The 26,036-nt window shown below is 68.0% G+C and carries 11 protein-coding genes and 1 pseudogene; 2 read left to right on the top strand and 10 right to left on the bottom strand.

The annotated features are described in order from the left end of the window. From CYU59_RS26005 to CYU59_RS25985, 5 genes and pseudogenes are all read right to left on the bottom strand, one after another. A pseudogene (locus tag CYU59_RS26005) lies at nt 1–549 on the bottom strand (hypothetical protein); the annotation flags it as partial. Nucleotides 550–883: 334 nt separating this feature from the next. Continuing rightward, nucleotides 884–2,416, bottom strand: coding sequence for a hypothetical protein (locus CYU59_RS26000; RefSeq protein WP_293004169.1), 1,533 nt, complete (start codon nt 2,414–2,416; stop codon nt 884–886). A gap of 154 nt (nt 2,417–2,570) precedes the next feature. Next, nucleotides 2,571–3,302, bottom strand: a complete 732-nt coding sequence (locus CYU59_RS25995) for a nitroreductase family protein (RefSeq protein WP_293004168.1) — start codon at nt 3,300–3,302, stop codon at nt 2,571–2,573. Nucleotides 3,303–3,306: 4 nt separating this feature from the next. Next, nucleotides 3,307–3,807 (bottom strand): DUF2505 domain-containing protein, encoded by a 501-nt coding sequence (locus CYU59_RS25990; protein ID WP_293004167.1) that lies wholly within the window; start codon nt 3,805–3,807, stop codon nt 3,307–3,309. 8 nt (nt 3,808–3,815) lie between these two features. After that, a complete protein-coding gene (locus CYU59_RS25985; protein WP_293004166.1) occupies nt 3,816–4,514 on the bottom strand; it encodes a flavodoxin family protein in 699 nt (232 codons plus the stop codon). Nucleotides 4,515–4,610: 96 nt separating this feature from the next. Between CYU59_RS25985 and CYU59_RS25980 the strand changes: the two genes are divergently transcribed. Beyond that, entirely contained in the window at nt 4,611–5,441 is an 831-nt protein-coding gene (locus CYU59_RS25980; RefSeq protein WP_293004165.1) for a class I SAM-dependent methyltransferase, read from the top strand. Here the strand turns inward: CYU59_RS25980 and CYU59_RS25975 are convergent. The 5 genes from CYU59_RS25975 to CYU59_RS25955 are packed head-to-tail and all read right to left on the bottom strand — an operon-like array spanning nt 5,434 to nt 25,771. After that, nucleotides 5,434–6,687 carry an acyltransferase gene (locus tag CYU59_RS25975; RefSeq protein ID WP_293004164.1) on the bottom strand — a complete coding sequence of 418 codons (1,254 nt, stop codon included), beginning with the start codon at nt 6,685–6,687 and terminating at the stop codon, nt 5,434–5,436. The genes CYU59_RS25980 and CYU59_RS25975 overlap by 8 nt on opposite strands. Nucleotides 6,688–6,707: 20 nt before the next feature. Beyond that, nucleotides 6,708–11,108 (bottom strand): type I polyketide synthase, encoded by a 4,401-nt coding sequence (locus CYU59_RS25970; protein WP_293004163.1) that lies wholly within the window; start codon nt 11,106–11,108, stop codon nt 6,708–6,710. Then, entirely contained in the window at nt 11,105–16,522 is a 5,418-nt protein-coding gene (locus CYU59_RS25965; protein ID WP_293004162.1) for a type I polyketide synthase, read from the bottom strand. The genes CYU59_RS25970 and CYU59_RS25965 overlap by 4 nt, the downstream gene beginning before the upstream one ends. Before the next feature lie 16 nt (nt 16,523–16,538). Beyond that, a complete protein-coding gene (locus CYU59_RS25960; protein WP_293004161.1) occupies nt 16,539–21,845 on the bottom strand; it encodes a type I polyketide synthase in 5,307 nt (1,768 codons plus the stop codon). 5 nt (nt 21,846–21,850) lie between these two features. Beyond that, a complete protein-coding gene (locus CYU59_RS25955) occupies nt 21,851–25,771 on the bottom strand; it encodes a type I polyketide synthase (RefSeq protein ID WP_293004160.1) in 3,921 nt (1,306 codons plus the stop codon). Nucleotides 25,772–25,814: 43 nt separating this feature from the next. Between CYU59_RS25955 and CYU59_RS25950 the strand changes: the two genes are divergently transcribed. Then, the coding region (locus CYU59_RS25950) for a hypothetical protein (protein ID WP_293004159.1) at nt 25,815–26,036 on the top strand (222 nt) is incomplete at its 3' end.

The following is a 26,036-nucleotide window of genomic DNA, read 5'->3' as shown; positions in this document are numbered from 1 at the left end:
CCAGTTGTCCAGCAGCGGGAACGGCTGCTTGCCGTCGAGGATGTCGTTCAGGTGCAGGAACCAGTCCACACCGCCGATACCGGTGATCGGGCTGGTGGGCGACACCGGCAGGCAGTCCATCGCGTCGCAGGCCCCGTTGGTGGGCAAGGTGGTGGCCACCAGGCCCCACAGCTGCTGACCCAGACCGCCGTCGAAGTCGGTTTCCGGCGCATTGATGCCGCTCAGCCCCTCGAACGGGACCAGGAAGTTCATCACCGTCATGAAGTGGCTCGGGTCGCCCTGATCTACACCCCACAGGTTGGTGGCGCTCACCACGAACCATGGACCGCTGTTGAACAGCGACTGCGACGCGTAGTTCACCGCATCCAGCTCGCTGCTCGGGATGTTCACGATCTCCTGGAACAGGTTGAACGGGATGTTGAAGATCGAGGAGTCGACCAGGTTGGTCTCGAAGCTGTGGACGACACGGTCCGCAGTCTCTCGAGTGATCTGGGACGCCATCGGGGTGACGGAGAACAAGCTTGTGGCCGCGAGCGCGGCAGCTGCCATGACATATGGACGCTTTACAGCCTGCACTGCGCCCCCCTTTCCCAATGGTTGTGTGTTGATTGGCGCCCGCTGAACTTACCCTAAGGTTTTCTAAGTTCATACCAATCACAAACCGTTACCCTCGTGACTCAGCTCACATTTGAGGCAATTCCGAGGAATGGTTGGAGCTTGTGTCCGATTAATTGGACTTATCGTCTGAATTCGCCTTTGTAAATGCGTTGAATGGCGTGCCGTTGATTTGTGCAATGAATGGCTCTGCAGCTTCTGACCATTACTGGTGACATAAGTCAGCCCCCGAGTCGTGACTCGGGGGCTGACTTATGCAGTGAAGTTGTTACAGACCGATGCCGGCCAGCAGAGCCGTCCAGTCAGTCGTCGCGGCAACCGCGCCCGCGTCGCCGGCGATCTCAGCCGGATTGAAGGCGTCGAGCAGCGGCGCCCACAAATCTGCCAGCGCATCCGGGCTAAATGCCTCGATCAGGTTCTGGTAGCTCTCCGTCAGTCCCTCTGCGCTGAAGGCGTAGGCGAGATTCTCGAAGTTCTCCGTCAACTGCTCCGGACTGAATGCGGCCAGCAATGGAGCCAACTGGCCCTCGAAGTCGCCGGGAGCCGGGTTGTTGCTGGGGTCGAAGCCCAGCGACTCCCAGAACTCCCGGAAATCGGCAATGGTCTGGGTGTAATCCGGGCCTTGGAGCCCGTCGGGTGGATTGAAGTCGGGATCCTCAGGAAGCGGGTTGTCGAAGCTCCAGAATCCCTGCTGCAGGATGGCGATCGAGTTCTGGATCTGCTCGTCAGTGGGCACGTTGGCCACGCCGCCGTCGTAGGCGTCGAGCCAGGTCTGGATGGTCTCGTTCCCGTCCCAGGCTTGATCGACGTAGCGAACTAAATCGGGATAGTCGAGCTTGTTGTCGACGATGAACGAGCAATCACCGGGGCAGAACGGGCTGCCCGGCGTGAACGGGGTGAACATCGCCGTCGAGGCCAGGAACGACTGGAACGTCCGGCCGATCTCCTCGAACGACGGGAATTCGAAGCCGCTGCCGGTGTAGTCCGGGTCCTCCATCAGGCCTTCGATCCAGTTCTGGAACGGCACCCACGGCTGCAACGTGTAGTTGTCGCCCGCCCAGGGGTAGACGTATTCGCCGGTTACTGGGTCAATCGTGGTACCCGGCAGGTTGGGGAAAATTGTAAAGACCTCACCGCTGGGAGCCGTCGTACCCGTATCGGGGAAGACGAAGTCGCTGGGCCCGCCTGACTCCGACGGCAAAATGTCGTCGAAACCGACCTTGAACCAGTTGTCGAACAGCGGAAACTCCTGCTTGCCGGTCAGGATGTCGTTGAGGCGGATGAAGTAGTCGATGCCACCGATGCCGGTGACCGGGCTGGTCGGCGAGACCGGGAGGCAGCTCTCCGCGTCACAACCACTGCTGGTCGGCAGCGTGGCAGCGATCAGCCCCCAATATTGCTGGCCCAGGCCGGCGTTGAAGTCGGTCATCCCGGCGTTGATGCCGTTCAGGCCCTGGAACGGAACCAGCATGCTGGTCAATCCGATGAATTTGCTCGGGTCGCCTGGGTCAACCCCCCACAGGTTGGTCGGGCTGACCACGAACCACGGACCGCTGTTGAACAGCGACTCCGACAGGTACTGCACCGACCCGAGCTCGCTGCTCGGGATGTTGAAAATCTCCTGGAACAGGTTGAACGGAATGTTGAAGATCGACGAGTCGACCAGATTGGTCTCGTAACTACGGACCACGCGCTGCGCGGTCTCTGTCGCGACCTTGGTCGCCGACGGCGTTACGGCGACCAGACTGGTAGCCGCCAGCGCGGCGGCTGCCACGGCAAATGGACGCGCAGCAACCTGCATCACGCGAACCCCCCTAGAAAATCGAATTAGCTGAACAGGTGCTGACGTTAAACTCAGAAACGCTCAGCTGTCCCAGCCCGCAGGTGTTTCATTTCGATTTCATATTTACAACTGTGTTGAATGTGAGGCCGCCTGCGGCACAATTTCGACGCAGTTATCTGTTCAGCCAGGCCCGGTTGCCGTAGGTATCCAGATGGGCGACCTGCTCGACCGGAACCCGGGTCGTCGGCCCGTACCGGCCCCGCGGCCACCCGAGCGCCACCACGCAACACGGTGTCACCGAGCGCGGCAGACCCAAAATCTTGCGGGCTCGTGTCACCCCCCACAGCGGAAGAGTGATCAGGGACGCGCCGAGACCCATCGACCGGGCTGCCAGCAGCAGGTTCTGGACGCTGGGATAGATCGAACCCCAGTAACCCGACACCGCCGCGTGCGGCATCAACGAATACGGGGCTCGGCCTTCACGGACCGTCAGCCGCAGGCAGGCGACCACCAACACGGGAATCTCGGTGAAGTGGTCGACCTGCCACTGCGCCGCGCGGATGACCTTGGCCAGCGACGGGTCGTCGTCGCCGGCGCTGCTCAACAGTCCGCCGTAGGAGAACTTCCAGCCCTTCCGATACCGCCCGGCCAGTTTTTTGATCAACCGGCGGTCCTTGACGACGATGAACTCCCAGTTCTGGCCGTTCGCGCCGGTAGGCGCGCGCAACGCCAACTCGATGCACTTCAGCACCACCGCGTCGTCGACCGGCTCGGCGTGCACCCGTCGCACCGCCCGCTGAGTCAGCATCGCCTCCTGCAGCGGCATGTTCAGGCCGTCGAGAGCCTCGGAAGTGGAGGGCGCCACCCGAAAGGCGTCGGCGTAGGGACTCGGCGTATCGCTCATGAGCTCAGGCGTGCTCGCTCACCCAGCGGGCGGTGAAGTCCTGGACGTCGGGGATCCCCTGCGCGAACTCGCGCGCGATGAAGCTCTCCACGGTTCCACCCACAAGCGGGACTTTGAACTCCACCGACCCCTTGAGCGTGAGCAGCGAACCGTCTGCGGTGGGCGTGACCGATGCGTCCGCCGAGCCGGCTCCCGGCGCCCCGTTGACCTCGACCGTGATCTGGCCGCGCAGCTCGTCCCCCGTCGGCGTCCAGGTCTCGCTGTGCCGGACGCTGATGTCCCGGCGGTAGAACTTCGACACGATGCCGGGCAGCAGATCGCGGCCCAAGTCCTGGGTGGTGGTCACCCGCACGGTCCGGTCGTCGTCGACGACAAGGGATTCCAGCGTGGTGCCGCCACTCATGTTCCCGAGTCGGGCCAGCCAGTAATCCTCGGTGCTGAACGCGGTGTAGACCTCGTCAACGCTGACGGGCGAAGAGACCGAGACATCGAACGGACGCGGCATGGTGAGTCCTAGACGGGTTCCTGGCCCGGCAGTGCCGAGCTCTTGGCCAACAACCGGTCCGCCAAGCGGCCGGCGAAGACCCGGGTTTGCTCCAGTTGTTCGGGCTGGACGTTGGTCGGCGGGAGCGTGAGGCCCATGGATTTCCTGCGGTACTCCCCGGTGCCGAGGTAGCTGGTCAGCGCCAGCATCGACCGGACATTGTCGCCGGGATAGGTGAAGTGGATCTCGTCGACGTAGCGGCCGCCCTGTTGCTCGGCAAGCTCACGTACCCCCTCGAGATTCGCCTGCCAGAACGTCCGGCACACCACAAACACGGCAAAAGGCTTGCCCGACAACAGCTTGCGTGCCTCGTCGGACTTCAAGAAGGAGCGCAGCGGCATGCTGACGTTGTCCCACCAGGTCGGCGATCCGATCAGGATCAGGTCGTACTCGCCGTCGCGCACGGTGTCGGGGGTTTCGATCGCCCCGGTCTCGTTGCGCTTCTGGGCGCCGATCACGCTGAGCATGTCCGGCCACACCCGGCGCATCGGGAAGCGGGAGAACTTCGGCGAGTACTTCGGGTCGGTGAACTTGATCTCGGCTTCACTCACCTCGCAGCCACGGCTGCGGAAGACCTCACCCGCGGCGTCGAGGACTTTGTGCGCCTGCCCGGTATAGGAGTAGTACAGCAGCAAGACCCGCGGCGGGCGTCCGGTCGTATCCGTCATAGTTCCTCCATCATCGACATCCTGAACAGTAGTCACCGTGGTGACCCGCTGCGCCCTGCTCCGCAGCGCTTGCGATCACCATTAGGGTTGACCCCCGTGAGCGACAAAGTTTCAATCGACCTCAGCGGCCCTTCGCAGACGATGCTGACCACGCTGTACTGCAAGGCACTGGACGCCGATTGGGACCGGCCGATCCTGGGCGACGACTTCGCCAAGGCGGCTGTGGCCCGAATCGACTACGACTGGGACACACTCAAGGTCGCCAACCGCTGGACACCTCTGGTGACGGTGCGCACCGCGCAATTCGACGTGTGGGCCGCCGAGTTCCTGGCCGCCCATCCCGAGGCCACCGTCATCCACGTCGGCTGCGGTCTGGACAGCCGGGTGTTCCGGCTGGATCCCGGCCCCGGCGTCGACTGGTACGACGTCGACTTTCCGTCGGTAATCGCCTTGCGCGAGAAGGTTTTTCCGAGTCGGCCGAACTACCATCTGGTGGCCACGCCGGCGACCGACCCGTCCTGGCTGGACCAGATCCCGGCCGACAAGCCCACACTGCTGCTGGCCGAGGGCATCAGCATGTACCTGACCGAGGACGACGGTGTGGAGCTGCTGCAGCACGTCATCGACCGGTTCAAGACCGGCGAGATCGACATCGACTACTACAGCAAGCTGGTCGTCCGGTCGCAGAAAACCCATCGCCTGCAACGACAGTCGGGCTCCACGCTGTACTGGGCGGTCAACAAGCCGTCCGATGTTCTCGACCGGCTGTCCGGGGCCCGATTGGTGGACGGCGTGACCTTTTTCGACGCCGGCACGTTCGATCGCACATCGGGGGCCTTCCGGCTGGCGCGGCGGTTGGTCCGTGCGCTGCCCCCGCTGCGCCGAACCTTCCAATACCACCGCTACGCCTACGGACCGCTCAGCTGACACTCGCGCGCTGCTTGGCGACCTCGACCAGTAGCGCGCGGATCGCCTCGATCGACTTCTCCGGCTCCGGGCCGTGCGAGTGGTACTCGACGTTGAGCTGTTCGGCGTAGATCTGGGTGAAGTAGATCTCGATGCCGGCGCTCACCTGGAAATAGAGTTCGCCGTGGGTGGCGGTCACCTCGACACCCGGCGGTGTGCGCAATGGTGGCACCAAACCGTTGTCGGACAACAACACAACGTCGGGCATGCCCGGCGCGTTACCCACGTACTGCGGGCTGAAGTGCAGCCGGGACTGCTGGATCACGCCGGTGTCCAGGTCGCCCTTGAAGGTCGCCGCGATCTCGCGGGCGAGCTCGACCACCGTGGTCTTCTGGTTGATCTCCGCGAGGTAGGTGCCCAGCCCGACCGGGTTGGTGCACCCTGTCGCCGACACCGGCGGGGACAGGAAGTAGCGCAGGTCGACGGTGTAGATGAACGGCACCGGGATGTTCAGCCGTCCGCGCACCTGCCACTCCGCGATCAGGATCGCCGCGGACAGCATCGAGTGCAGCCCCAGCTTTTCAGCGCGGCACAGGTCGACGATGGAGAGCGTCTGCTCCTCGCTGAGGCGGCAGGACACCATCGGAACACGCACGGGCGAGGCGGGTTTGGCTCCGGTCTCGCCCCGCCGGGACGGCGGAAGGTCGTAGGCGAACAGCGCCGGCATGAACCGCTCGATGCCCGAGCGCGGCCCTTTCTGGATGCCACGGTCGGCCAGCACGGTCTCGATCGACTCCGGCGCGGGTTGCGCGGTGACCGGGCCGGTCTTCCCGTTGGTGACGAGATCGGTGTAGAAGGACAGCAATTCCTCGATCAAGCCGTACATGTGGTGACCGTCGGCCAGTGCGTGGTGCACGTAGAGCGTGGGGTGCGCCTGCCCGTCACGGATGAACAGCCGCAGGTGCACCAGCGCCTCGCCCTGGTCGAAATGCGGCGGCGGATTGTCGATCCGCGACGAATCCACGTCCAGCACTTCGAGTCCCGAGTGCATCAGATCGTCGGCGACCAGTTCGTGCCGGCCGTCGGCGCCCCGTTCCAGCCGGGCGGTGAGCACCGGGTGCGCCTCGAGCAGCAGGTCGAAGGCGTCGGTCAGAGCGTCGACGTCGATCGGACCTTCGAGATGAGCGGACAGACCGACGAAATTATGGGTCTCGGCGAGCATCTCTTCGCTGAGCGCGAGCTTGCGTATGACCGACGATGGGAACACGTGTGCCTTTCTAGCTTTGTCTACGACAGGTCAACGAGTTCCATCTCGTCACTGCCGGCGTCCGCCTCGTCCGCTTCGAGCGCTTCCCTGATCAACTCCAGCAGGTTTCGGGAGAATCCGCCGGCCAGCGACTGCACGGTGGCCGCGTCGATCCGGCGGATGTCATACCACCAATCCAGGTGCAGCACACCGGCGGTACGGAAGACGCGCAACTCGATACCGTGGCCCAGGCCCGGAATCGCTTCGCGCACCGGCAATGCGGTGTCGGAGTCGAACCGGATCGCCACGTCCTCGCCCAGCGGCGGCAGATCGGGGATCGTGCCGATGTAGGAGAAGAAGATGTCGGCCGGACCCGCGACGCCGAGTTGGCGCGCCGTCGGGGCGTACAGATAACGCAGCAGCCCGTAGCCGATTCCGTAGTGCGGGACGGCGGTCAGCGTGTCGTGCACGTCGTCGAGTTGTTGCTTGGCGCCGTCGTTCTTGGCGCAGGTGAGCGCGATCGGATAGATGGTGTTGAACCAGCCGACGGTGCGGCGCAGGTCGACGTCGGGCTTGAGCACCGACCGTCCCTCGCCGCTGATGTCGACGGCGACGGTCCCGTCACCGAACTGGTGGGCGATCGTGCGACCCAGTGCGGCCAACAGCATCTCGTCGATCGGCACCCGGAGCCGCCGGCGGGCATCGTCGATCTCGGTGGTCTCCGCCACCGTCAGCGACGACGCGCTGCGGGCCAGATCCGGCAGGCCCGGTCCCCCGGCGGTCTGCTCGCTCGCCACCTTCAGCGTCGACGCCGTTGCCGTGTTGAGCCAGTATTCGCGGCTCTCCACGACCGCCGGGTGGACGGCCAGCGCCGCGCAGCGCTGCGACCACTCGGTCCACGGCGTCGTAACCGGTTGCAGCGCAATCTCTTCACCGGCCAGCTGTTGACCGAACGCGGTGAAGATGTCGGTCAACAGGATGTCGCGCGACGCGTTGTCGGCCACGATGGCTCGCACGCTGATCGCGAGGTAGGACGAACCACCCGGGACTCCGCTGACATACGTCGCGATCAGCGGGTTGGACGGATCCTGTTGACGCACAACATCGATCAGAGTCGACAACAGTGCGTCGCGTTCCTGAGGCGTGCCCGGCTTGATGTCCTCTGGCAGCGACCGGGTAGCCAGATCGTCGAAGTCGCCGGAGTCACAGATCACCTGTTCCCAGGTGCCCGCGCGCTCGACCAGTCGCAGACGCAGCGCCTCGTGATGGTTGCGCAGCGCGGTCAGCACCGCGCAGATGTCTTCGACCTTCACATCGGAGCGAACCTGCAAGATCAGCGGAACCCGCCACTGCTCATGCTCACGCACGCCGTGCTCGAGGAAGTACGAGATGTTCGGCGGCACCGGCGGATGCGTCACCTCACCGGGAGACTGCCGGGCCAGGCCACCGGCGGTGTAACGGGCAGTCAAAGCCCTGGCCAGTGCGGCGACGGTCTGGTTTTCGTAGAGATCCTGCGGCGTGAGGTCCAGGCCTTCGTTGGAGGCTGTCATCGCGACGCTGATCGCGACCAGTGAATCGCCGCCCAGCTCGAAGAAGTTCGCATTGCGTTCGACGGTGGGCAGGCCCAGGCACTGGCTCCAGATGCGCTGCAGCGCCGCCTCCATCGGCGACTGGCCGCTCTTGGCGGCCGAGGCGGCGTCGGCCGCACCCGCCGCGCTGCCGGCGCCGTTGGTCGCTGCCGCATCGCCGGTCCACACGTTGGTCCGGTGCTCGATCCAATGCCGTTGCCGCTCAAAGGGATAACCAGGCAGCGTGATCAGCTTTCCGGACTGTCCGCCCCGCAGCGGCGACCAGTCCACCTCGACGCCGGCCGACCAGAGCTGCCCCAGCGCGAGCAGGAACGCGTCGCGGTCGTCCCGGTTCTGCGCGTGATGGCGCATCAACCGGACCGCTCGGTGACCGCTCGACCAGCGGGGGTGCCGGCCGGCCGAGGACGTCAACGTCCCACCGGGCCCGACCTCGACCAGGATCCGGTTCGGTTCGGCGAGCAGCACGTCGACCTCGTCGGAGAACCGCACCGTCGAGCGCACCTGACGGGCCCACGTCGACGGGTTGGTTGCCTCACTGGCGGCCAGCCAGGTTCCGGTCACGTTGGACAGCAACGGAATCCGCGGCTCGCTCAGCGTCTGGCGGGACAGGAAGCCGGTGAACTCGGGAATCATCGAGTCCATCAGCCGCGAGTGGAACGCGTGCGAGGTGCGCACCCGGCGCGCCACGATGCCCTTCTCGGTGAGGCGTTCGCTGAACTGACGGATGCCGTCCTCCGAACCTGCGACGACGCAGCCACCCGGCTCGTTGATCGCGGCGATGTCGACGTCACCGTTGAGATATTCGGCGACGGCTTCCGGACTCAGCGCCACCGCGACCATCACGCCCCGCGGTGCGGCGTGCATCAGGCGGGCACGCATCGACACCACCTTGATGGCGGTCTCGATGTCGAAGACCCCGGCGATGGTTCCGGCGACGTATTCACCGATGCTGTGGCCGGCCAACGCCGCGGGCTGGACGCCGTAACTCTCGACCAACTTGGCCAGCGCGTATTCGACGGTGAACAGCGCGGGCTGAGTGCGGTCGGTGCGCTCCAGGTTGCGGGCGGTGCCTTCGAAGATCTCGGCCCGCAGGTCGATGCCGAGTTCGTCGCCGAACCCGGTGGCGCACTGGTCGAAGTGCTCGGCGAACACCGGTTCATGGTCGTAGAGCCCGCGCGCCATCCCGATGTGCTGCGCGCCCTGACCGGGGAACAGGAAGACCACCTGGTCGGAAGTGTCGGCGTTGCCGGCGAATTCGCCGATGAAGACGTTGTCGTTCTCGGGCGTCTCGAGCACGGTCCGGGCGTGCTGCTCGTCGTTGACGACCGCGGCCATCCGGATCTTCTCTTTGCGGCGACGGCCGAGGGTGTAGGCAACGTCGGCCAGGCTCAGCGCGTCGTATCCGGAGATTTCGGCGGCCAGCGACTTGCGTGACTGCTCGAGCGCTTCGGGGCTCCGCGCCGACATCAGCAATACCTGCGGGCCCGACGCGGCCGCCGACGAAGCCGACGCCGCCACGGCGGGCGCTTCCTCGAGCACCAGGTGCGCGTTGGTGCCACCGACACCGAACGAGCTGACCCCGGCGCGCAGCACGCCGTCCCATTCCCACGGGCCGTATTCGCTGCGAACCTTGAAAGGTCCACGGTCGAGGTGCAATTCGGGGTTCGGGCTGGTGTAGTGCAGCGTCGCGGGGATGGCCCGGTGCTTGAGGCACAGGATCGCCTTGATCAGGCTGGCGATCCCGGAGGCGGACTCCAGGTGACCGATGTTGGACTTGACCGAGCCGACGTAGCACGGGCCGGAGCGGGTTTCCTCGGACACCTCGAAAGCCTGACGCAGACCCTCGATTTCGATCGGGTCGCCCAGCGGGGTGCCGGTGCCGTGAGTCTCGATGTAGCTGATCTCCGAGGCGTCGACCTCGGCGATCGCGTGCGCCTCGGCGATGACATCGGCCTGACCCGCCGCGGTCGGGGCGGCGTAGGTCATCTTCGTCGAGCCGTCGTTGTTCAGCGCCGAACCGCGGATCACGGCGTGGATCCGGTCGCCGTCGTCGACGGCGTCCTGCAGCGCCTTGAGCACCACCACGCCGACACCGCTGCCGAAAATGGTGCCGTCGGAACGCGCGTCGAACGGGCGGCAGTGACCGGTCGGCGACACCATCGATCCCGGGGCGTACCAGTACCCGACGTGATGCGGGATGCGCAGTGAGGCACCGCCGGCCAGCGCCAGCTCGCACTCGCCGTTGAGGATGCTCTGGCAGGCCAGGTGCACTGCGACCAACGCCGACGAACAGGCGGTCTGCACCGACAGCGCGGGGCCGCGCAGATTCAGCGCGTAGGCCACCTTGGTGGCCAGATAGTCCTTGTCGTTCTGCATGGACAGCTCGACCATGTCGAACGTGATGCCTTGTCCCATGACGACATTTGGGTCACGGTTGGACATGATGTTGTGCAGCAGGTAGCCGCTGGTGGTGCTGGTCGCGTAGACACCCACCGTGCCCTCGATCTCGGCCGGGTCGTAGCCCGCGTCCTCGATCGCGTGGAACGCGGTCTGCAGGAACAGCCGGTGCTGGGGGTCCGTCGAGCGCGCTGCCTGCGGGGTGAAACCGAAGAAGTCGGCGTCGAATTCGTCGATGCCGTCCATCAGGGCGGCGCGGCGCACGTAGGCGTGGTTCGAGAGCGTCTTCTCGGGAATGCCCTCGGCCAGCAGATCGTCTTCGCCCAGCGTGACGATCGACTCCTCGCCACGGCGCAGGTTGTCCCAGAATGCCGACAGCGTGTTGGCGCCCGGCAGCCGGGCCGCCATGCCGACCACCGCGATTGCGTTGGGCGGCAATTCGCTGTTGCTGGTCACACTCGATCTCCTACCTTTCGCCGAGCCGCCGCTCGCTGCCGGGCTGCGGCGCGTTTGTTGGCTCGGTCACGAACCCCACCGCCACTGTCGGCCTTGTCGTCGGTCTCGAGGCCCAGCTGGCGGATCAAGTCGGTGGTCAATGCGGTCAACGAGGCCCCCTGCAACAGCAGGGCCACCGGCGGTTCCACACCGAAGTCGCCACGAACAGTGTTGCGGATGCGGACCGCCATGAGCGAATCCATGCCCAGTTCGGTCAACGGCTGGTCGGCGTCGAGGGTGCTCCCCTTCGGATAACCCATGATCGCGAGGATGCGGGTGGCCAGTCGCCCGATCACGACCCGGTTCACTTCGGCGGGATCCAGCTCGCGCAGCGCGTCGGGGCCGGCCCAGTCGTCGTCCTCGTCGTCGATGTCCAGTTCTTCGGCCAGCTTCGAGAAGAAGCCGAGCTGCTGGATCTCCGGGAACGCGGCCGCCGCCCGATCCAGCCGCAGCCGGGCCACCCCGATGTTGGTGGGGTTGCCGGCCAGGATCGCTTCGAGCGCCTCGATACCCTCGGCCGGCGAAATCGGGTCCAGCGCACTGAAGGTCAGCGACCGGGCCACACCGATGTCGGACCACTGGCCCCAGTTGATGGTGGTGGCGGGCAGTCCTGATGCGCGTCGCCAGTCGACCAGCCCGTCCAGCCAGGCACTGGCGGCGGCGTAGGCACCCTGGCCTGGCGCGCCCAGCAGCGACGACGTCGACGAGAAGCCGAGCCACCAGTCGAGTTCCTTACCGACGGTCGCGACATGAAGTCGCAGTGCGCCATGGGCTTTCGGCGCCCACACCCGCTCCAGGCTGTCCTGGCTGAGGCCGGCCACGATCTGGTCGTCGAGCACCACGGCGCTGTGCATCACGCCGCGCAGCGCCAGGCCGGTCGATTCGGCCGCGTCGACCAGTTTCTCGGCGACACCCGGTGCGGCGATATCCCCGAGAACGACGGCGACCTGCGCGCGTTGCTGCAATTCGTCGACCACGGCCTGCGCCTCGTCGGACGGCTCGGATCGGCCGTTGAGCACGACGCGGCCGGCGCCGCTGTCGACCAGCCAGCGCGCCATCGCCAGGCCGAGGCCACGCAGACCACCGGTGATGATGTAGGAGCCGTCGGAACGAACGGCCGTGCCGGTCTTGGCCGCGGCCAGTGTCGCGCGCGAAAGCCGCTTGGCGTAACGCTTTTCACCCCGCCACGCGATCACGTCATCGCCGGTCAGCCCGAGCTCCCGAGGCAGCGAAGCGACCTGGGAGACGCTGTCGCCGCCGAGGTCCACCAGCGTGGCGCGGAAGTCGGGGTGCTCGTAGGCCAGCACGCGAATCAGACCGCTCAGCGCGCTGATCGACGGGTCGCCGGACTCGCCGTCGCCGACCGCCAGTCCGTCGCGGGAAACCACCCACAGCCGTGGCGGTTTGCCGTGCCACCCGGTGAGGATCGTGCGCACCGTCGAGGCGACACCCCACGTCAGGTCGCGCCCGCGGCCGGGCGCGTCACCGGACTCCGAGCCGTCGAACGACTGCCGGCCGGCGAACACCACCACGCCTACCGGTGGCAGATCGGCGTCTCCGGCAACTTGCGAGAACGCTTCCAGCACATCCGATTCCCGGCCCAGGTCGGCGCTGAGCACCCGACGGGTCGGGCCGGCGAACGCGGCGGTGAATTCCTTTGCGGCCGCTTCGGACTCGGCGCCGTCGGTCAGCACCAGCCAGCTGCCGTCCGGCGCGCTCGCTGAGGCATCGACCGGAGTCTCGACCCACTCGGTGTCGAAGATCTTCTGCTCCAACGGCAACGGCACACTGCGGCGCTGGACACGCTGCAGGTAGATGCCGCTGATCTCGGCGGTGGGGGTGCCCGACTCGTCGGTGATCAGGACGCGGCCGTTGATCCCGGCGCCGCCGTCACCGCCGGCGTTGACCAGCTCGGCGCGGCACCGGGCGCGACGGCCGACCTCGCCGAACACCCGGATCTTCTCGAACGACACCGGAAGATAGGTCGCCTCGTCGGCTTCGGCCAACGATTCGCTCGACAGCGCGGCCGCCAGACCCTGCAGCGCCGCGTCGAGCAGCACCGGGTGGATGCGGTAGCCCCGGTGCCCGGTCGCCTCGTCGGGCAGCACGATCTCGGTCTCCGAGACGCCGTTGGGCCGCCGGACGATGCGGGTCAGCGCGGCGAACGCCTGTCCGTGGTGCAGACCGGTGGCACGCAACGCGGAGTACAGGTCGGCGGGCGAGAGCACCGTGCCGGGCTCCGAGGACGCGGCCGGCACGCTCGGTGACTGCGATTGCCCCACTTCGACTTTCGCCACGGCGTGCCGAACCCAGGCGCCGGTGGCCGACCGCGAGTGGATCTCGACGCGGATCTCGTCGCCGTCCTTCTCGCCACGGCTGAGCTGAGTGGTGAGTTGGGTCGAGGCGCCGAGCGGCAACATCTGCTCGACCTCGACGCCGACGGACACCGACGTGGCGGGCAGGCCGAGCGCCGCACTGGCCGCGGCCAACGCGATCTCGCCGAAACCGGTACCGGGCATGACCGGCTGACCGTGCACCTTGTGGTCGAGCATGTACGGCACCAGGTCGGTCCCGACGTCGGCGGTGAAGACGTGGTCGCGACCGGACGGCAATTCGACGTGCGTGCCGAGTAGCGGGTGGGCGCTGGCCGGCTGCCGGTTGGTCGCCGTCGGCGCCGCCCAGTACCGGACGTGATGCCACGGCGTGGGCGGCAGGTCGATGAGTTTCTTTGTGCCGTTTGCGTTCTGCGCCGCGGCGACCGACGGTGGACGGACCGTCGCCAGCGCGGTGTGGAACACCAGCGTCTCAGGGTTGTCGCGGGTCAGGGTCCCCGACACCTGGGCTCCGCCACGGGGCTTGGCCGACTCCAGCGTGCCGTTGATGGCGTGGCTGAGCAACGGGTGCGGGCTGACTTCGACGAAGGCGGAGTGGTTCTTGGCGGCTTCGGCGACGGCCTGGCTGAACCGGACCGGGTTGCGCAGGTTCACCACCCAGTACTCGGCGTCGAATGTCGGCACGTCGCCGCCCTCGCCGACCGTGCTGATCAACGGGATTCGCGGGGTCTGCGGCTTCAGATCGGCCAGTGCGTCTTTGAGCTCGGCCAGGATCGGGTCGACGGTCGGGTGATGCGACGCGACATCCACCTCGACGCGACGGGCGAGTTTGCCCTGTCCGTCCACGACCGCGATGGCCGCATCGACCTGGTCGGGCGGGCCGGCGATCACCGTCTGCTGCGGCGCGGCGTACACCGCGACCGTGATGTCGGGGTACTGCCCGACCAGCTTCTCGGCGTCCGCGGCGCCCAGTTCCAGCAGCGCCATCGCGCCCTGGCCGGACAGCCGCGACATCAGCTTCGACCGTGTCGCAATGACTTTCAGTCCGTCAGCCGGGCTCAACGCGCCGGAGACCACCGCAGCGGTCACCTCACCCATCGAGTGACCGATCACCGCGTCCGGCTCGACACCGTAGGAACGCCACAGCGCGGTCAGCGCCAACTGCATGCCGACCAGCACCGGCTGAATCCGGTCGATACCGACCACCGGCTCACCGGACAGCAAGGTGTCGCGCAGCGAGAAACCGACCTGCGCAACGAAATCCGGTTCCAACTCGTTCACCGCCGCGGCGAACGCCGGCTCGTCGGCCAGCAACTGACGGCCCATTCCCGCCCACTGCGAGCCCTGGCCCGAATATAGGAAGACGGTGCCCTTGCCGCGCGGAACATCATGCGGTGCAACGACTCCCGGCGTCGGCTGGCCCGCGGCCAGCGCTCGCAGCCCGGCCACCACCTCGGCGCGGTCGCGCGCGGAGACGGTGGCGATCTTGTTGTGCCGGCTGCGGTACAGGTTGACCGTGTGCGCGATGTCGGCCAGCGGCACCTCGGCGCCCTGGCCGGTCATCCAGTCGGCCAGCGCGGTCGCCCACGAGGCGATCCGCTGCTCGTTCTTGCCGGAGACGGTCAGCGTGGTGACCGGTGACGTGGCGTCGCCACCCGAGACCGAAACCGGTTCCGGGCCTTGCTCGATCACCACGTGGGCGTTGGTGCCGCCGATGCCGAACGACGAGATGGCCGCGCGGCGCGGGCCTTCCTCGAGCGGCCACGGGGTGGGCTCGGTCGGCACGAAGAGCCGCGTCGACTTGTGGTCGATCGCGGGGTTCCACTGCGCGAAGTTCAGGTTCGGCGGGACCTGGGCCCGCTGCACCGACAGGGCGGCTTTGATGAAACCGGCGATGCCCGCCGCGGCCTCGAGGTGGCCGAAGTTGGATTTGACTGCGCCGAGCGCACATTGGGCTTCGCCGCGGCCGTACTGATCGGCCAGCGCCTCGAACTCGATCGGATCGCCCAGCCCGGTGCCGGTGCCGTGTGCCTCGATGTAGTTCACCGAGCCGGCGGTCACGTCGGCGCTGCGCAGCGCGGCTTTGATGACGTCTTGTTGCGCAATGGTGTTCGGGGCAGTCAGGCCGTTGGAGCGGCCGTCCTGGTTGACCGCCGACCCTCGGACCACGGCCAGCACCCGGTCGCCGTCACGCACCGCGTCGGTGAGGCGCTTGAGCACCACGACACCGCAGCCCTCACCGCGGACGAAGCCGTCGGCGCGCGAATCGAAGGAGTAGCAGCGACCGTTCGGGGACAGCATGCCCCACTTGGCCATCGCGATCTGGGTCTCGGGGCGCAGGATCAGGCTGACCCCGCCGGCCAGCGCCAGGTCGCTCTCCCGTAGCCGCAGGCTCTGGCAGGCCAGGTGGATCGTCACCAGCGATGACGAGCAGGCCGAGTCGATGGCGACGGCGGGCCCACGCAACCCCAGCAGATAGGCGATCCGCCCGACGGCGACGGCGTGCGCGTTGCCGGTCGCGGAGTAGGCGTCGATGGCGTCCGGGTTGGCCGCCGAAATCGTCTGGTATTCCCCGTAATACACGCCCATCAGCACGGCGGCGCGGACACCGGACAGATCCTCGGTGGCGATGCCGGCGTGCTCGAGCGCCTCGTAGGCCACTTCCAGCATCAACCGCTGCTGGGGGTCCATCGCTTCGGCCTCGCGCGGCGAGATGCCGAAGTAGTCGGCGTCGAAACCGGAGACGTCGGACAGGAAACCGCCCCACTTGGACGACATCCGGCCGGGCGCGAACTGGTCGGGGTCGTAGAACTCGTCGGCGTTCCAGCGATCGGCCGGGATCTCGCTGATCCCGTCACCGCCCTTGGTCAGGAAGTCCCAGTAGCCCTCGGGCCCGTTGGCGTCACCGGGAAAGCGGCAGCCCATCCCCACGACCGCAATCGGCTCGGCGGCGGCAATCCGCGACGCCTTGTCGAACTGCTGCGTCAGGGCGTCCCGCTTTTCGCCGGGCATCGCCGAGACCCTGTCGTAAATCGTCGCCATCAGAGGAAGGTTCCCATCAAAAAAGACCGCTCTCACTGCCGGCCGAAGCCGACTCCACGCTGTCAAACAGCTCATCCAACACGCTGCTCGCCGAGTCGGCCGCCAGCTCGGCGGTATCTTCCTCCGGCGCGTCCGGCGGTGCAAGCAGACCGGCCACGTAGGTGGCCAGCGACGCGATGGTCGGGTGGTTGAACAACATGTTCGCCGACACGTCCAGTCCGACCAGCTTCTTGGTCTCCTTGAGGACGGTCATGGCCATCATCGAGTCCAGACCCAGCTCGGGGAACGGCGCGTCGAGCTTGATCGACGACGGCGACATCCTCAGTTCGCGGCCCAGGATGGCCTGCAAGCGGGTCTGCAGCTCGGTGAGGCGGTCCTCGGCGGACAGCGTCGACCAGTCCGGTGCCTCGGCCACCGCGCCGGCGGCGTCCTCGACGACGGCCTGGTGTTCGACGACCGCGACCGTCGCCTCGAATTCCGAGGCGATCCGCTCGAAGTAGTCGAGCTCGCGGAACTCGGGGGTCGCGGCGACCGCACGGTCCAGGCGCAGCCGTCCGACGCCGACCCGGTTCAGCGGGCCGCCGACCAGGCGCTGCAGCGCCTCGGTGCCCTCGTCCGGGGTGATCGGGTCGAGCACGCTGTAGGTCAGCTTGCTGCTCATGCCGACTGCCGACCACTGTCCCCAGTTGATCGCTGTGGCGGGTCGCCCGGAGGCGCGTCGCCACGTCACGAGCGCGTCGATCCAGGCGTTACCGGTGGTGTAGGCCAGCTGGCCGGGTAGGCCCAGCATGGTGGCCATCGAGGAGAAGCCGACCCACCAGTCCATTTCGGTGTCGGCGGTGGCCGCGTTGAGCCGCAGCGCACCGGCCACCTTGGGCGCCCAGACCCGCTCCAGACCTTCCCGGGTCAGCGCGCTGACCAGTCCGTCACCCGTCACGCCGGCCCCGTGGACCAGTCCGCGCAGCGGGTGCCCGGTCTCCTGGGCCGCGGCCACCAACCGCTCCGCCACGCCGGCGGTGGCGATGTCGCCGGCCACGAACACGACGTCGGTGCCCAGGTTGTTCAGGTACTCGCGCTGTTCGTCGGAGGGTTCGCTGCGTCCGCTGAGCACGATGCGGCCCGCACCGCGTTCGACGAGCCAGCGCGTGACGACGGTGCCGAGGCCGCCCAGACCACCGGTGACGATGTAGGAGCCGTCGGCGCGGACGACCGCTTCGTGGCCGGCGTCGAGGGTGGCGCGCACCAGCCGTTCGACGTGCCGGCCGTCTGCACGCAGGGCCACCACGTCGTCGCCGGTCGAGGCGGCGAGTTCGTTGGTCAGCGCCGTCACGACGTCGGTGCTGCCCACGTCGAGCAAGGTGGCGCCGAGGTCCGGTTCGCCGGCCAGCACGCGGGCCGCTTCGCCCGGGAACCGCCAGTTGCGGATGAGGCCCTTCAGCGCACCGATCACCGGGTCGCCCGGCTCGTCGTCGTGGACCGCGAGACCGCCCCGGGTGACCAGCCACAGCCGCGGCGAGGCGTTCTTCCAGGCCTCGACGGCCGCGTGCGCCGCGGCCGAGATGTGCACCACCAGGTTCTCGGCCCGTTGCAGCGCGGCGTCGGTGGCTTCACTGTCATCGCCGTCGAACGGGCGGTCGGCCAGCAGCACGACGATGCCGACCGGCTTCGGGTCGGCCGCGGTCTTGGCGAACACTTCCGCTACCGCCGACTCGTCGCCGAGCGTGGCGCTGACCGCGCGCCGGGTCGACGAGGTGAGAGTGTCCGTCAGTTCCGCCGCGAGAGCGGTCGTGTCGGGGCCGCTCTCGGCCAGCACCACCCAGGTGCCGTCGGGCACGGCGCCGCCCTGCGCCGGCGGGCTCTGCACCCAGGCGGCGTCGAAGATCTTCTGCTCCAACGGCAGCGGCACGCTGGCCAGGTCGAGCGGCGCCAGCTCGACGCCGGTCAGCTCGGCGAGCACCGCGCCCGCCTCGTCGGTGAGCACGATGCTGCCGCGGTCGTCGGCCAATTCCACGTGCGCGCGGGCCCGGCCGCGAATCGGGGCGAACACCCGCAACGCGGCCACCGAAACAGCTTGGTAGGAGGCGTCTTCGGACTCGGTCGGGACCAGGGCGGCCAGTTGCTGCAGCGCCGCGTCGAGCAGCACCGGGTGGATGCGGTACTCGGGGTGGTCTGAGACGTGCTCCGGCAGCGTGATCTCGCTGCCCGGTCCGGTGGTCTGCAGCGACGGTGCGACCGACTGGGCCACCTCGACGTCGGCGACGGCGTGCCGCGTCCACTTGCCGGCGCCCGAACGTGCTTGGATCTCAACGCGATTCACCGACCCGCCGAGCGAAAGCTGAGTGGTGACGCGGGTCTGGGCATCCAGCACCAGCGGTCGTTCGATGGTCAGCGAGCTGACCTGGGCGCCGTCGCCGAGCGCCTGAGCGGCTGCGGCCAGGGCCATCTCGGCGAAACCGGCCGCCGAGACGACCGCCTGCCCGTGCACGGCGTGGTCGGCCAGCCACGGCAGCGTCGCGACGTCGATGTCGGTCTGCCACACGTGCTCGTCACCGGACGGCAGTTCGACGTGGACGCCCAGCAGCGGGTGAACGTTGGTCAGCGTCCGGCCGGCGGGCTTCTTCTCCTGCCAGTAGCTGGCGTGCAGCCACGGCGATGCCGGGATCTCGACGCGGCGACGGCCGTCGCCCGGCACACCGGTCACCCCGATGGTGGCGAGTTGCTCGTGGACGGACAGGGTTTCGTCGTCGCCGCGCTTCATCGCCGCCGTGACCGCGAACTGGTCACGCGACGACACCGCGGCCAACGTCTCGCCGATACCGTGGGTCAGTAGCGGGTGCGGGCTGATCTCGACGAACGTGGTGTGAGTGTCGGCCGCGCGGGCGACGGCCTGCCTGAACCGCACCGGGTTGCGCAGGTTGACCACCCAGTACTCGGCGTCGAATCTCGGTACGTCGGCGCCGTCACCGACCGTGCTGATCAACGGGATTCGCGGGGGTTGCGGCTTCAGGTCGGCCAGCGCGTCCTTGAGCTCGGCCAGGATCGGGTCGACGGTCGGGTGATGCGAGGCCACGTCGACCTCGATACTGCGGGCCAGCAGGCCTTGGGCGTCGACCGCGGCGATCGCGGCGTCGATCTGCTCGGGCGGCCCAGCGATCACCGTCTGCTGCGGCGCGGCGTACACCGCGACCGTCACGTCCGGGTACTGCCCGACCAGCTTCTCCGCCTCGTCCGCGTCGAGTTGGACCAGCGCCATCGCGCCCTGGCCGGACAGCCGCGACATCAACTTCGACCGCGTCGCAATGACTTTCAGCCCGTCGGCCGGGCTCAACGCACCCGACACCACCGCCGCGGCGACCTCGCCCATCGAGTGACCGATCACCGCGTCCGGCTCGACACCGTACGAACGCCACAACGCCGTCAACGCCAACTGCATACCGACCAGCACCGGCTGGATCCGGTCGATACCGACCACCGGTTCACCGGACAGCAAGGTGTCGCGCAGCGAAAAGCCGACCTGCGCAACGAAATCCGGCTCCAGCTCGTCGACCGCCGCGGCGAACGCCGGCTCGTCGGCCAACAATTGCTTGCCCATGCCCGCCCACTGCGAACCCTGACCCGAATACAGGAACACCGTCCCCGAGCCGTGCGGCTTCTCGGTCGGTTCCACCACACCGGTCGCGGGTTCACCGGCGGCCAGCGCCCGCAGACCGGCGATGGCCTGTTCGTGGCTGCGCGCCGCGACGGCGGCGAAGCTGCGGTAGCGGCCGCGGTAGTTGTTCACGGTGTGCGCGACGTCGGCGAGCGGTGCGTCGGCTCCCACACTCGACAGCCAGTCGGCCAGCATCTCGGCGATCGGTGCGATGCGGGCCGGGGTCTTGCCGGAGATCACCAGCGTGCTGACCGCCGGCTCCGGTTGCGCCGCAACTGCTTCCACCGTCGGGGCCTGCTCGACCACCACGTGGGCGTTGGTGCCGCTGACACCGAACGACGAGACGCCCGCGCGGCGCGGCCGGTGGACTTCGGGCCAGGGCATGCCGTCGGCGGCGATGGTGAACTTCGACGCGCCGGCGCCCGCGTTCGGGGTCAGGCCGCTGAAGTGCAGGTGCGGCGGGATGAAGCCGTGGTTCATGCTGAGCACGGTCTTGATGAAGCCGGCGATCCCGGCGGAGTTCTCCAGGTGGCCCAGGTTGGTCTTGACCGAGCCGAGTACCAGCGGAGCCGAGTCGTCGCGTTGGCCGAAAACCGCACTCAGCGCGTCGAGTTCGATCGGATCGCCCAGCGCGGTGCCGGTGCCGTGCGCCTCGATGTAGTCGATGTCCGAGGGCTGCAGCCGCGCCGATGCCAGGGCCGCACGCATGACCGCCTGCTGAGCGGGACCGCTGGGCACCGTCTGCCCACTGCTCGGGCCGTCCTGGTTGACCGCCGAGCCGCGCACCAAGGCCAGCACGGTGTCACCGTCGCGCTCAGCGTCACTGAGACGCTTGAGCACCACGACCCCGCAGCCCTCGCTGCGCACGTATCCGTTGGCCGCGGCGTCGAAGGTCTTGCACTGACCGTCGGGGGCCAGCATCCCCCACCGCGAACAGGCAAAGCTGTTGTGCGGCGTCAGGATCAGATTGGTGCCGGCGGCCAGCGCTTGATCGCTCTCCCGGCGGCGCAGGCTCTGACAGGCCAGGTGGATCGCAACCAGCGACGACGAGCACGCGGTGTCGATCACCACGGCCGGCCCATGCGCGCCGAGGAAATACGACAGCCGGCCCGCGGCGAAGTTCGACGCACTGCCGAACGGAATGTAGGGGTCCATCTCGTTCGCCGGACCGTCCGCCGCCATCAGCGCGTAGTCGTACGTGGTCAGGCCGACATAGATACCGGTCTGACTGTTACGGGCCGTCCTCGGTGTGACACCGGCGTTTTCCAGTGCCTCCCAGGCGACTTCGAGCAGCAACCGCTGCTGCGGATCCATCGCGACCGCTTCACGCGGCGAGATGCCGAAGAACTCGGCGTCGAACTGGTCGGGCTGCCAGGAGGTGATGAAGCCACCCTCCCGGTTGCAGATGGTGCCCGGCACGGTGTGGTCTTCGGAGAAGTAGGCGTCGGCGTCCCAGCGGTCCTCGGGGACCCGGACCACACCGTTGCGACCCTGCTCGAGAAGCTGCCAGTAGTCGGCGGGGGTGTCGACGCCGCCCGGCAGCCGGCAGGCCATGCCCACCACGGCAATCGGTTCGAGGTCGGCTGTTTCGGCGATCTCCAGCCGGGCTGTCAGGTCATCGATCTTGCGGAGCGCCTCGGTGATGATCGCCCGACGATCTGGCGGTGCGTTCATCCCGATCAACCGAGCCTTTCCGAAAGCTCTTTGAGCAGTTCGTCGTCGCTGAAGTCGTCATAGTCGTCGGCGCTGTCGTCCTCGGCGGCCTCGGCCACCTCGGGAAGGAGGGTGGCCAGGTATTCCGACAACGCCTCGACGGTCGGATAGTCGAACACCACCGACGCGGGGAGCGTCTCGCCGAGGCTCTCCGAGAGGGCCCGCTGCAGTGTCACGCTCATCAGCGAATCCATGCCGGACTGGAAGAAGCCCGCGGTCGGGTCGAGCAACTGCGCCGACGCCAGCCCCATCGCGGCGACCACCTGCGCGGTGACGTGGTCGACCAGGATGCCGCGGCGACGTGCCGGGTCGGCGTCGCGCAACGTGTCGCGGAACTCGGTGCTGCGGGCAGCCCCACCCTCTTCGCCGGCACCGGCGCCGGTGTCGAGAAGGTCGTCGACGATGCGCAGCGCGGCCCGGGTCCGGTACGCGACGGCCAGCAACGGCCAGTCCGCGGCGACGACGGTCGGACGCGACGCGGCGCCCGGCCCGGTGAGCAACGGCAGCGCCTGGATCGCGACATCGTCGGCCATCGGCTCCAGACCCGAGGCCAAGGTGACCTGGCGCTCTTCCTCGGATTGGCCGTCGGACAAGGACTTCCACAAACCCCAGTTGATCGCGGTGGCCGGCAGTCCGGCGGCCCGGCGGGCCAGCGCAAAGGTGTCCAGGAACGTGGTGGTGGCGGTGTAGTGCGCCAGCCAGCGCGAACCGGTCAGACCGGAGATCGACGAGAACAGCACGAACTGCTCGACGTTGTGCCGCAACGAAAGCCGGTGCAGCAGCGAGACCACGTCGAGCTTCGGCCGGAACATGGCCGTCACGTCGTCTTCGGTCATTTCCAGCAGCGTGATCGGCCCACCGCCGAACGCCGCGACGTAGATGCCGGCCAGCGGCGGCAGGTCGTCGCCGAACCGGTCGAACACCGCGCTCAATGCGGACTCGTCGGCCGCGTCGGCGGCAGCGGTCACCAACGTGGTGCCGGACGGCGCCAACCGGGCCGCCAGCTCGTCGAGCTTGGAACCGGGATTGCGCGACACCGCGACCACGGTGCCGGCGCCGGAGTCGGCCAGTTGCTGGATCAGGTGCGGGCCGATGTTTCCGGTCGCGCCGATCACCAGATAGCTTCGCTCAGAGGACAATTCAGCGGGCGGGGTCGACGGCGGGTACGCCTGCCGCAGCCGCGGAACCCGGCGCAGACCGGCCCGGTAGACCACCTGGTCTTCGTCGTCGTCGGCCTGCGACTCGTCGACCACGTAGGACGCGGCCAGGCCATCGGGCACCGACTCGTCGAGGTCGATGACGCGGCCCCAGAACTCGGGGTGCTCCAGCGCCAGCGTGCGGCCCAGGCCCCACAGCACCGCCTGCGACGCGATGGCGCGATCGCCGTCGCTGACCGGCTGTGCGTTGCGGGTCAGCAGGTAAAGCTTCGGCGGCACCCCGATCTCGGCGATCGCGGCGGTCAACCGGCGGGCGGCGTTGAACAACTGGTAGCCGTCTTCGAAATCGAACTGGCCGCCGGTGACGGGTGGCGCATACAGCACGTGGGTCACCCCGGCGAGGGCGTCGGTGATCGACGACGGGTCGGCACCTTCGGCCAGCAGTGCCGTCGGCTCCACGGTCGCGGCGAACTCGTCGTCGAGAACGCGGCCGATCTCGTCGCCCAGACCGGAGTCGGTGATGACCAGCCACGAGGCGTCGGCGTCGGCCGACTTCGCCGGCACCGGGCGGGCCGGCCAGGCCAGCTCGAGGTACCACTCCGACGGGATCGGGCCGTCGGAGTGCGGGACGGCACCGCCGGAATCGGCAACGCCGGCAACGCTTCTGAACGGTTTGATCGAACGCGGGTTGAGCCAGAACCGGTTGTGATGCCACGGCGTGGTCGGCAGCACCGGGTGCGGCTCGACCGGGTGCGGGGTCTGTGGCGGATGGCTGGTGTGAACGGTGTTCAAGTTGGTGTGGAACCGGACCGCGTCGTCGCCGTCGCGCCACAGCGTTCCGACGCTGTGGTGGTGGTTGGCGGGATCGAGCGTGTCGCCGACCGCGTTCATCAGGATCGGGTGCGCGCTGACCTCGATGAAGGTGCCGTGTTCTTCGGCCGCTGCGGCCACGGCCTGGCTGAGCAGCGCGGGCTGGCGCACGTTGGCCACCCAGTAGTCGGCGTCCAGCATCGGCGACTGGAAGCCCTCCAGCACCGTCGAATAGAACGGGATGGTCGGGATTTCCGGGCTGAGATCCGCAAGCGCCGTCCGTAATTCGCCCAGGATCGGCTCCATGAACGCGGTGTGTGACGCCACCTCCATGTTGACCCGGCGGGCGAACTTGTTCTGCGCGCTCACCGCCGCGATCACCGCGTCGACCTGGTCGACCGGTCCGGCGACCACCGTCTCGCGTGGTGAAATGTAGCCCGCCACACTGACTTCGGCGTATTCACCGAGCAGTTCCTCGGTTGCCTCGGGGTCGAGCTTGAGCAGCGCCACCGCACCCTGACCGGCGAGCTTGGACATCAGCTTCGACCGGATCGCGATCACCCGCAGGCCGTCGACGACGCTCAGCGCACCGGCCACGACCGCCGCGGTGACCTCGCCCATCGAGTGGCCGATCACCGCGTCCGGGTGCACTCCGTAGGAACGCCACAGCTCGGTCAGCGCCAGCTGCAGGCCCATCAGCACCGGCTGTACCTGCGCGTCACCACTGATCGCGTCGCCGTCGGCGATGATCTTCTGCAGCGAAAAGCCAACCTGCTCAACGAAAATCGGATCCAGCTCGGCGATCGCCTCGGCGAACACCGGCTCGTCGGCCAGCAACTGCCGGCCCATGCCGGCCCAGTGTGAACCCTGGCCGGAGAACACGAAAACCGTTCCGGGGCTGCATGGCCCGTTGTGCGGACCCACCAGACCCTCGGCGGTCCGGCCGTCGGCCAGCGCTTGCAGATGCGCAACCGCCTGCTCGCGGTCGCGGACACACACGGTGGCGAACTGGGCGTGCCGCTCGCGGTGGTAGCTCAGCGTGTGCGCGACGTCGGCCAGCCGCACGTCGGCACCCTCGCCCTGCAGCCACGCCGCCAGCGACGCGGCTTGGGAGGCAATGCGTTCCGGCGACTTGCCGGACAGCAGCAGGGTGGTCACCGCCGGGTCGGCCTCGCGGATCACCGGCAGGGCGGCCGGCGCTTGCTCGATCACCGCGTGCGCGTTGGTCCCACCGAACCCGAACGACGAAACGCCGGCCCGGCGAGGCCGGCCCGTCTCCGGCCATTGCTGTTGCTCGGCAACGACTTTGAGTCGCAGCTGGTCGAACGGAATGTGCGGGTTGGGGGTGTCGAAGTGCAGGTTCCGCGGAATGGTGCCGGAATTCACCGCGAGCACGGTCTTGATCAGGCCCGCGATCCCGGCGGCACCTTCGAGGTGGCCGATGTTGGTCTTGACCGTGCCGATCAGCAGCGGCGCGTCCTCGGCGCGGCCGCGGCCGAGCACCGTGCCGAGCGCGCGGGCCTCGATCGGGTCACCGAGCGGAGTTCCGGTGCCGTGCGCCTCGACATAGTCGACCTCCTGCGGTTGCAGGCCGGCGTTGGCGTAGGCCGTCCGCAGCACCGCCATCTGGGCGGCGGGGTTGGGCGCCAGCAGACCGTTGGATCGGCCGTCCTGGTTGACCGCCGTGCCGCGCACGACGGCCAGCACCCGATCGCCGTCTCGCACAGCATCACTCAGACGTTTGAGCACGACCATGCCCGCACCCTCGCCCCGGATGAACCCGTCGGCACTGGCGTCGAACGCGTGGCAGGCCCCGGTGGGCGACAAGGCACCGGTCTGATCGAAGGCGCGCACCACCGCGGGCAACCGCACGACCACGGGCAGCCGGCCCGCGCTGCCCGAGTGCGACTCATGCGGCAAGGTCCACCCCGGCGGACGCGATGAGCAGTGCATCGGGCTGCTCGTGTCGACGGGCAAGCTCACCGAGGCGGGGGCCAAGAAGTCGCTGCCCGCCGCCTTCGATGACGACCGCAAGACGCGGACCGTGCAGGCGTCGGTGCGCGCCTACGAGGCGCACCAGGCCCGCAAGGGTGGCGGCGGCGGCGGCCAAGTCAAGCTCGCCGCGCGCGCCCGTCTCGCGGTGGACGCGTCCGACGCGGAGTCCGAAGCGGAGGTCGGACTGGTC

The organism is Mycobacterium sp. (assembly GCF_002863225.1).
GTDB lineage: Bacteria > Actinomycetota > Actinomycetes > Mycobacteriales > Mycobacteriaceae > Mycobacterium.
This window is presented reverse-complemented; position numbering and strand designations above follow the sequence as displayed.

Bases quoted from the DNA above. Each gene is read 5' to 3' on its own strand.
- CYU59_RS26000 (WP_293004169.1), bottom strand. From the start codon at position 2,416: ATGCAGGTTGCTGCGCGTCCATTTGCCGTGGCAGCCGCCGCGCTGGCG.
- CYU59_RS25995 (WP_293004168.1), bottom strand. From the start codon at position 3,302: ATGAGCGATACGCCGAGTCCCTACGCCGACGCCTTTCGGGTGGCGCCC.
- CYU59_RS25990 (WP_293004167.1), bottom strand. From the start codon at position 3,807: ATGCCGCGTCCGTTCGATGTCTCGGTCTCTTCGCCCGTCAGCGTTGAC.
- CYU59_RS25985 (WP_293004166.1), bottom strand. From the start codon at position 4,514: ATGACGGATACGACCGGACGCCCGCCGCGGGTCTTGCTGCTGTACTAC.
- CYU59_RS25965 (WP_293004162.1), bottom strand. From the start codon at position 16,522: ATGGCGACGATTTACGACAGGGTCTCGGCGATGCCCGGCGAAAAGCGG.
- CYU59_RS25960 (WP_293004161.1), bottom strand. From the start codon at position 21,845: ATGAACGCACCGCCAGATCGTCGGGCGATCATCACCGAGGCGCTCCGC.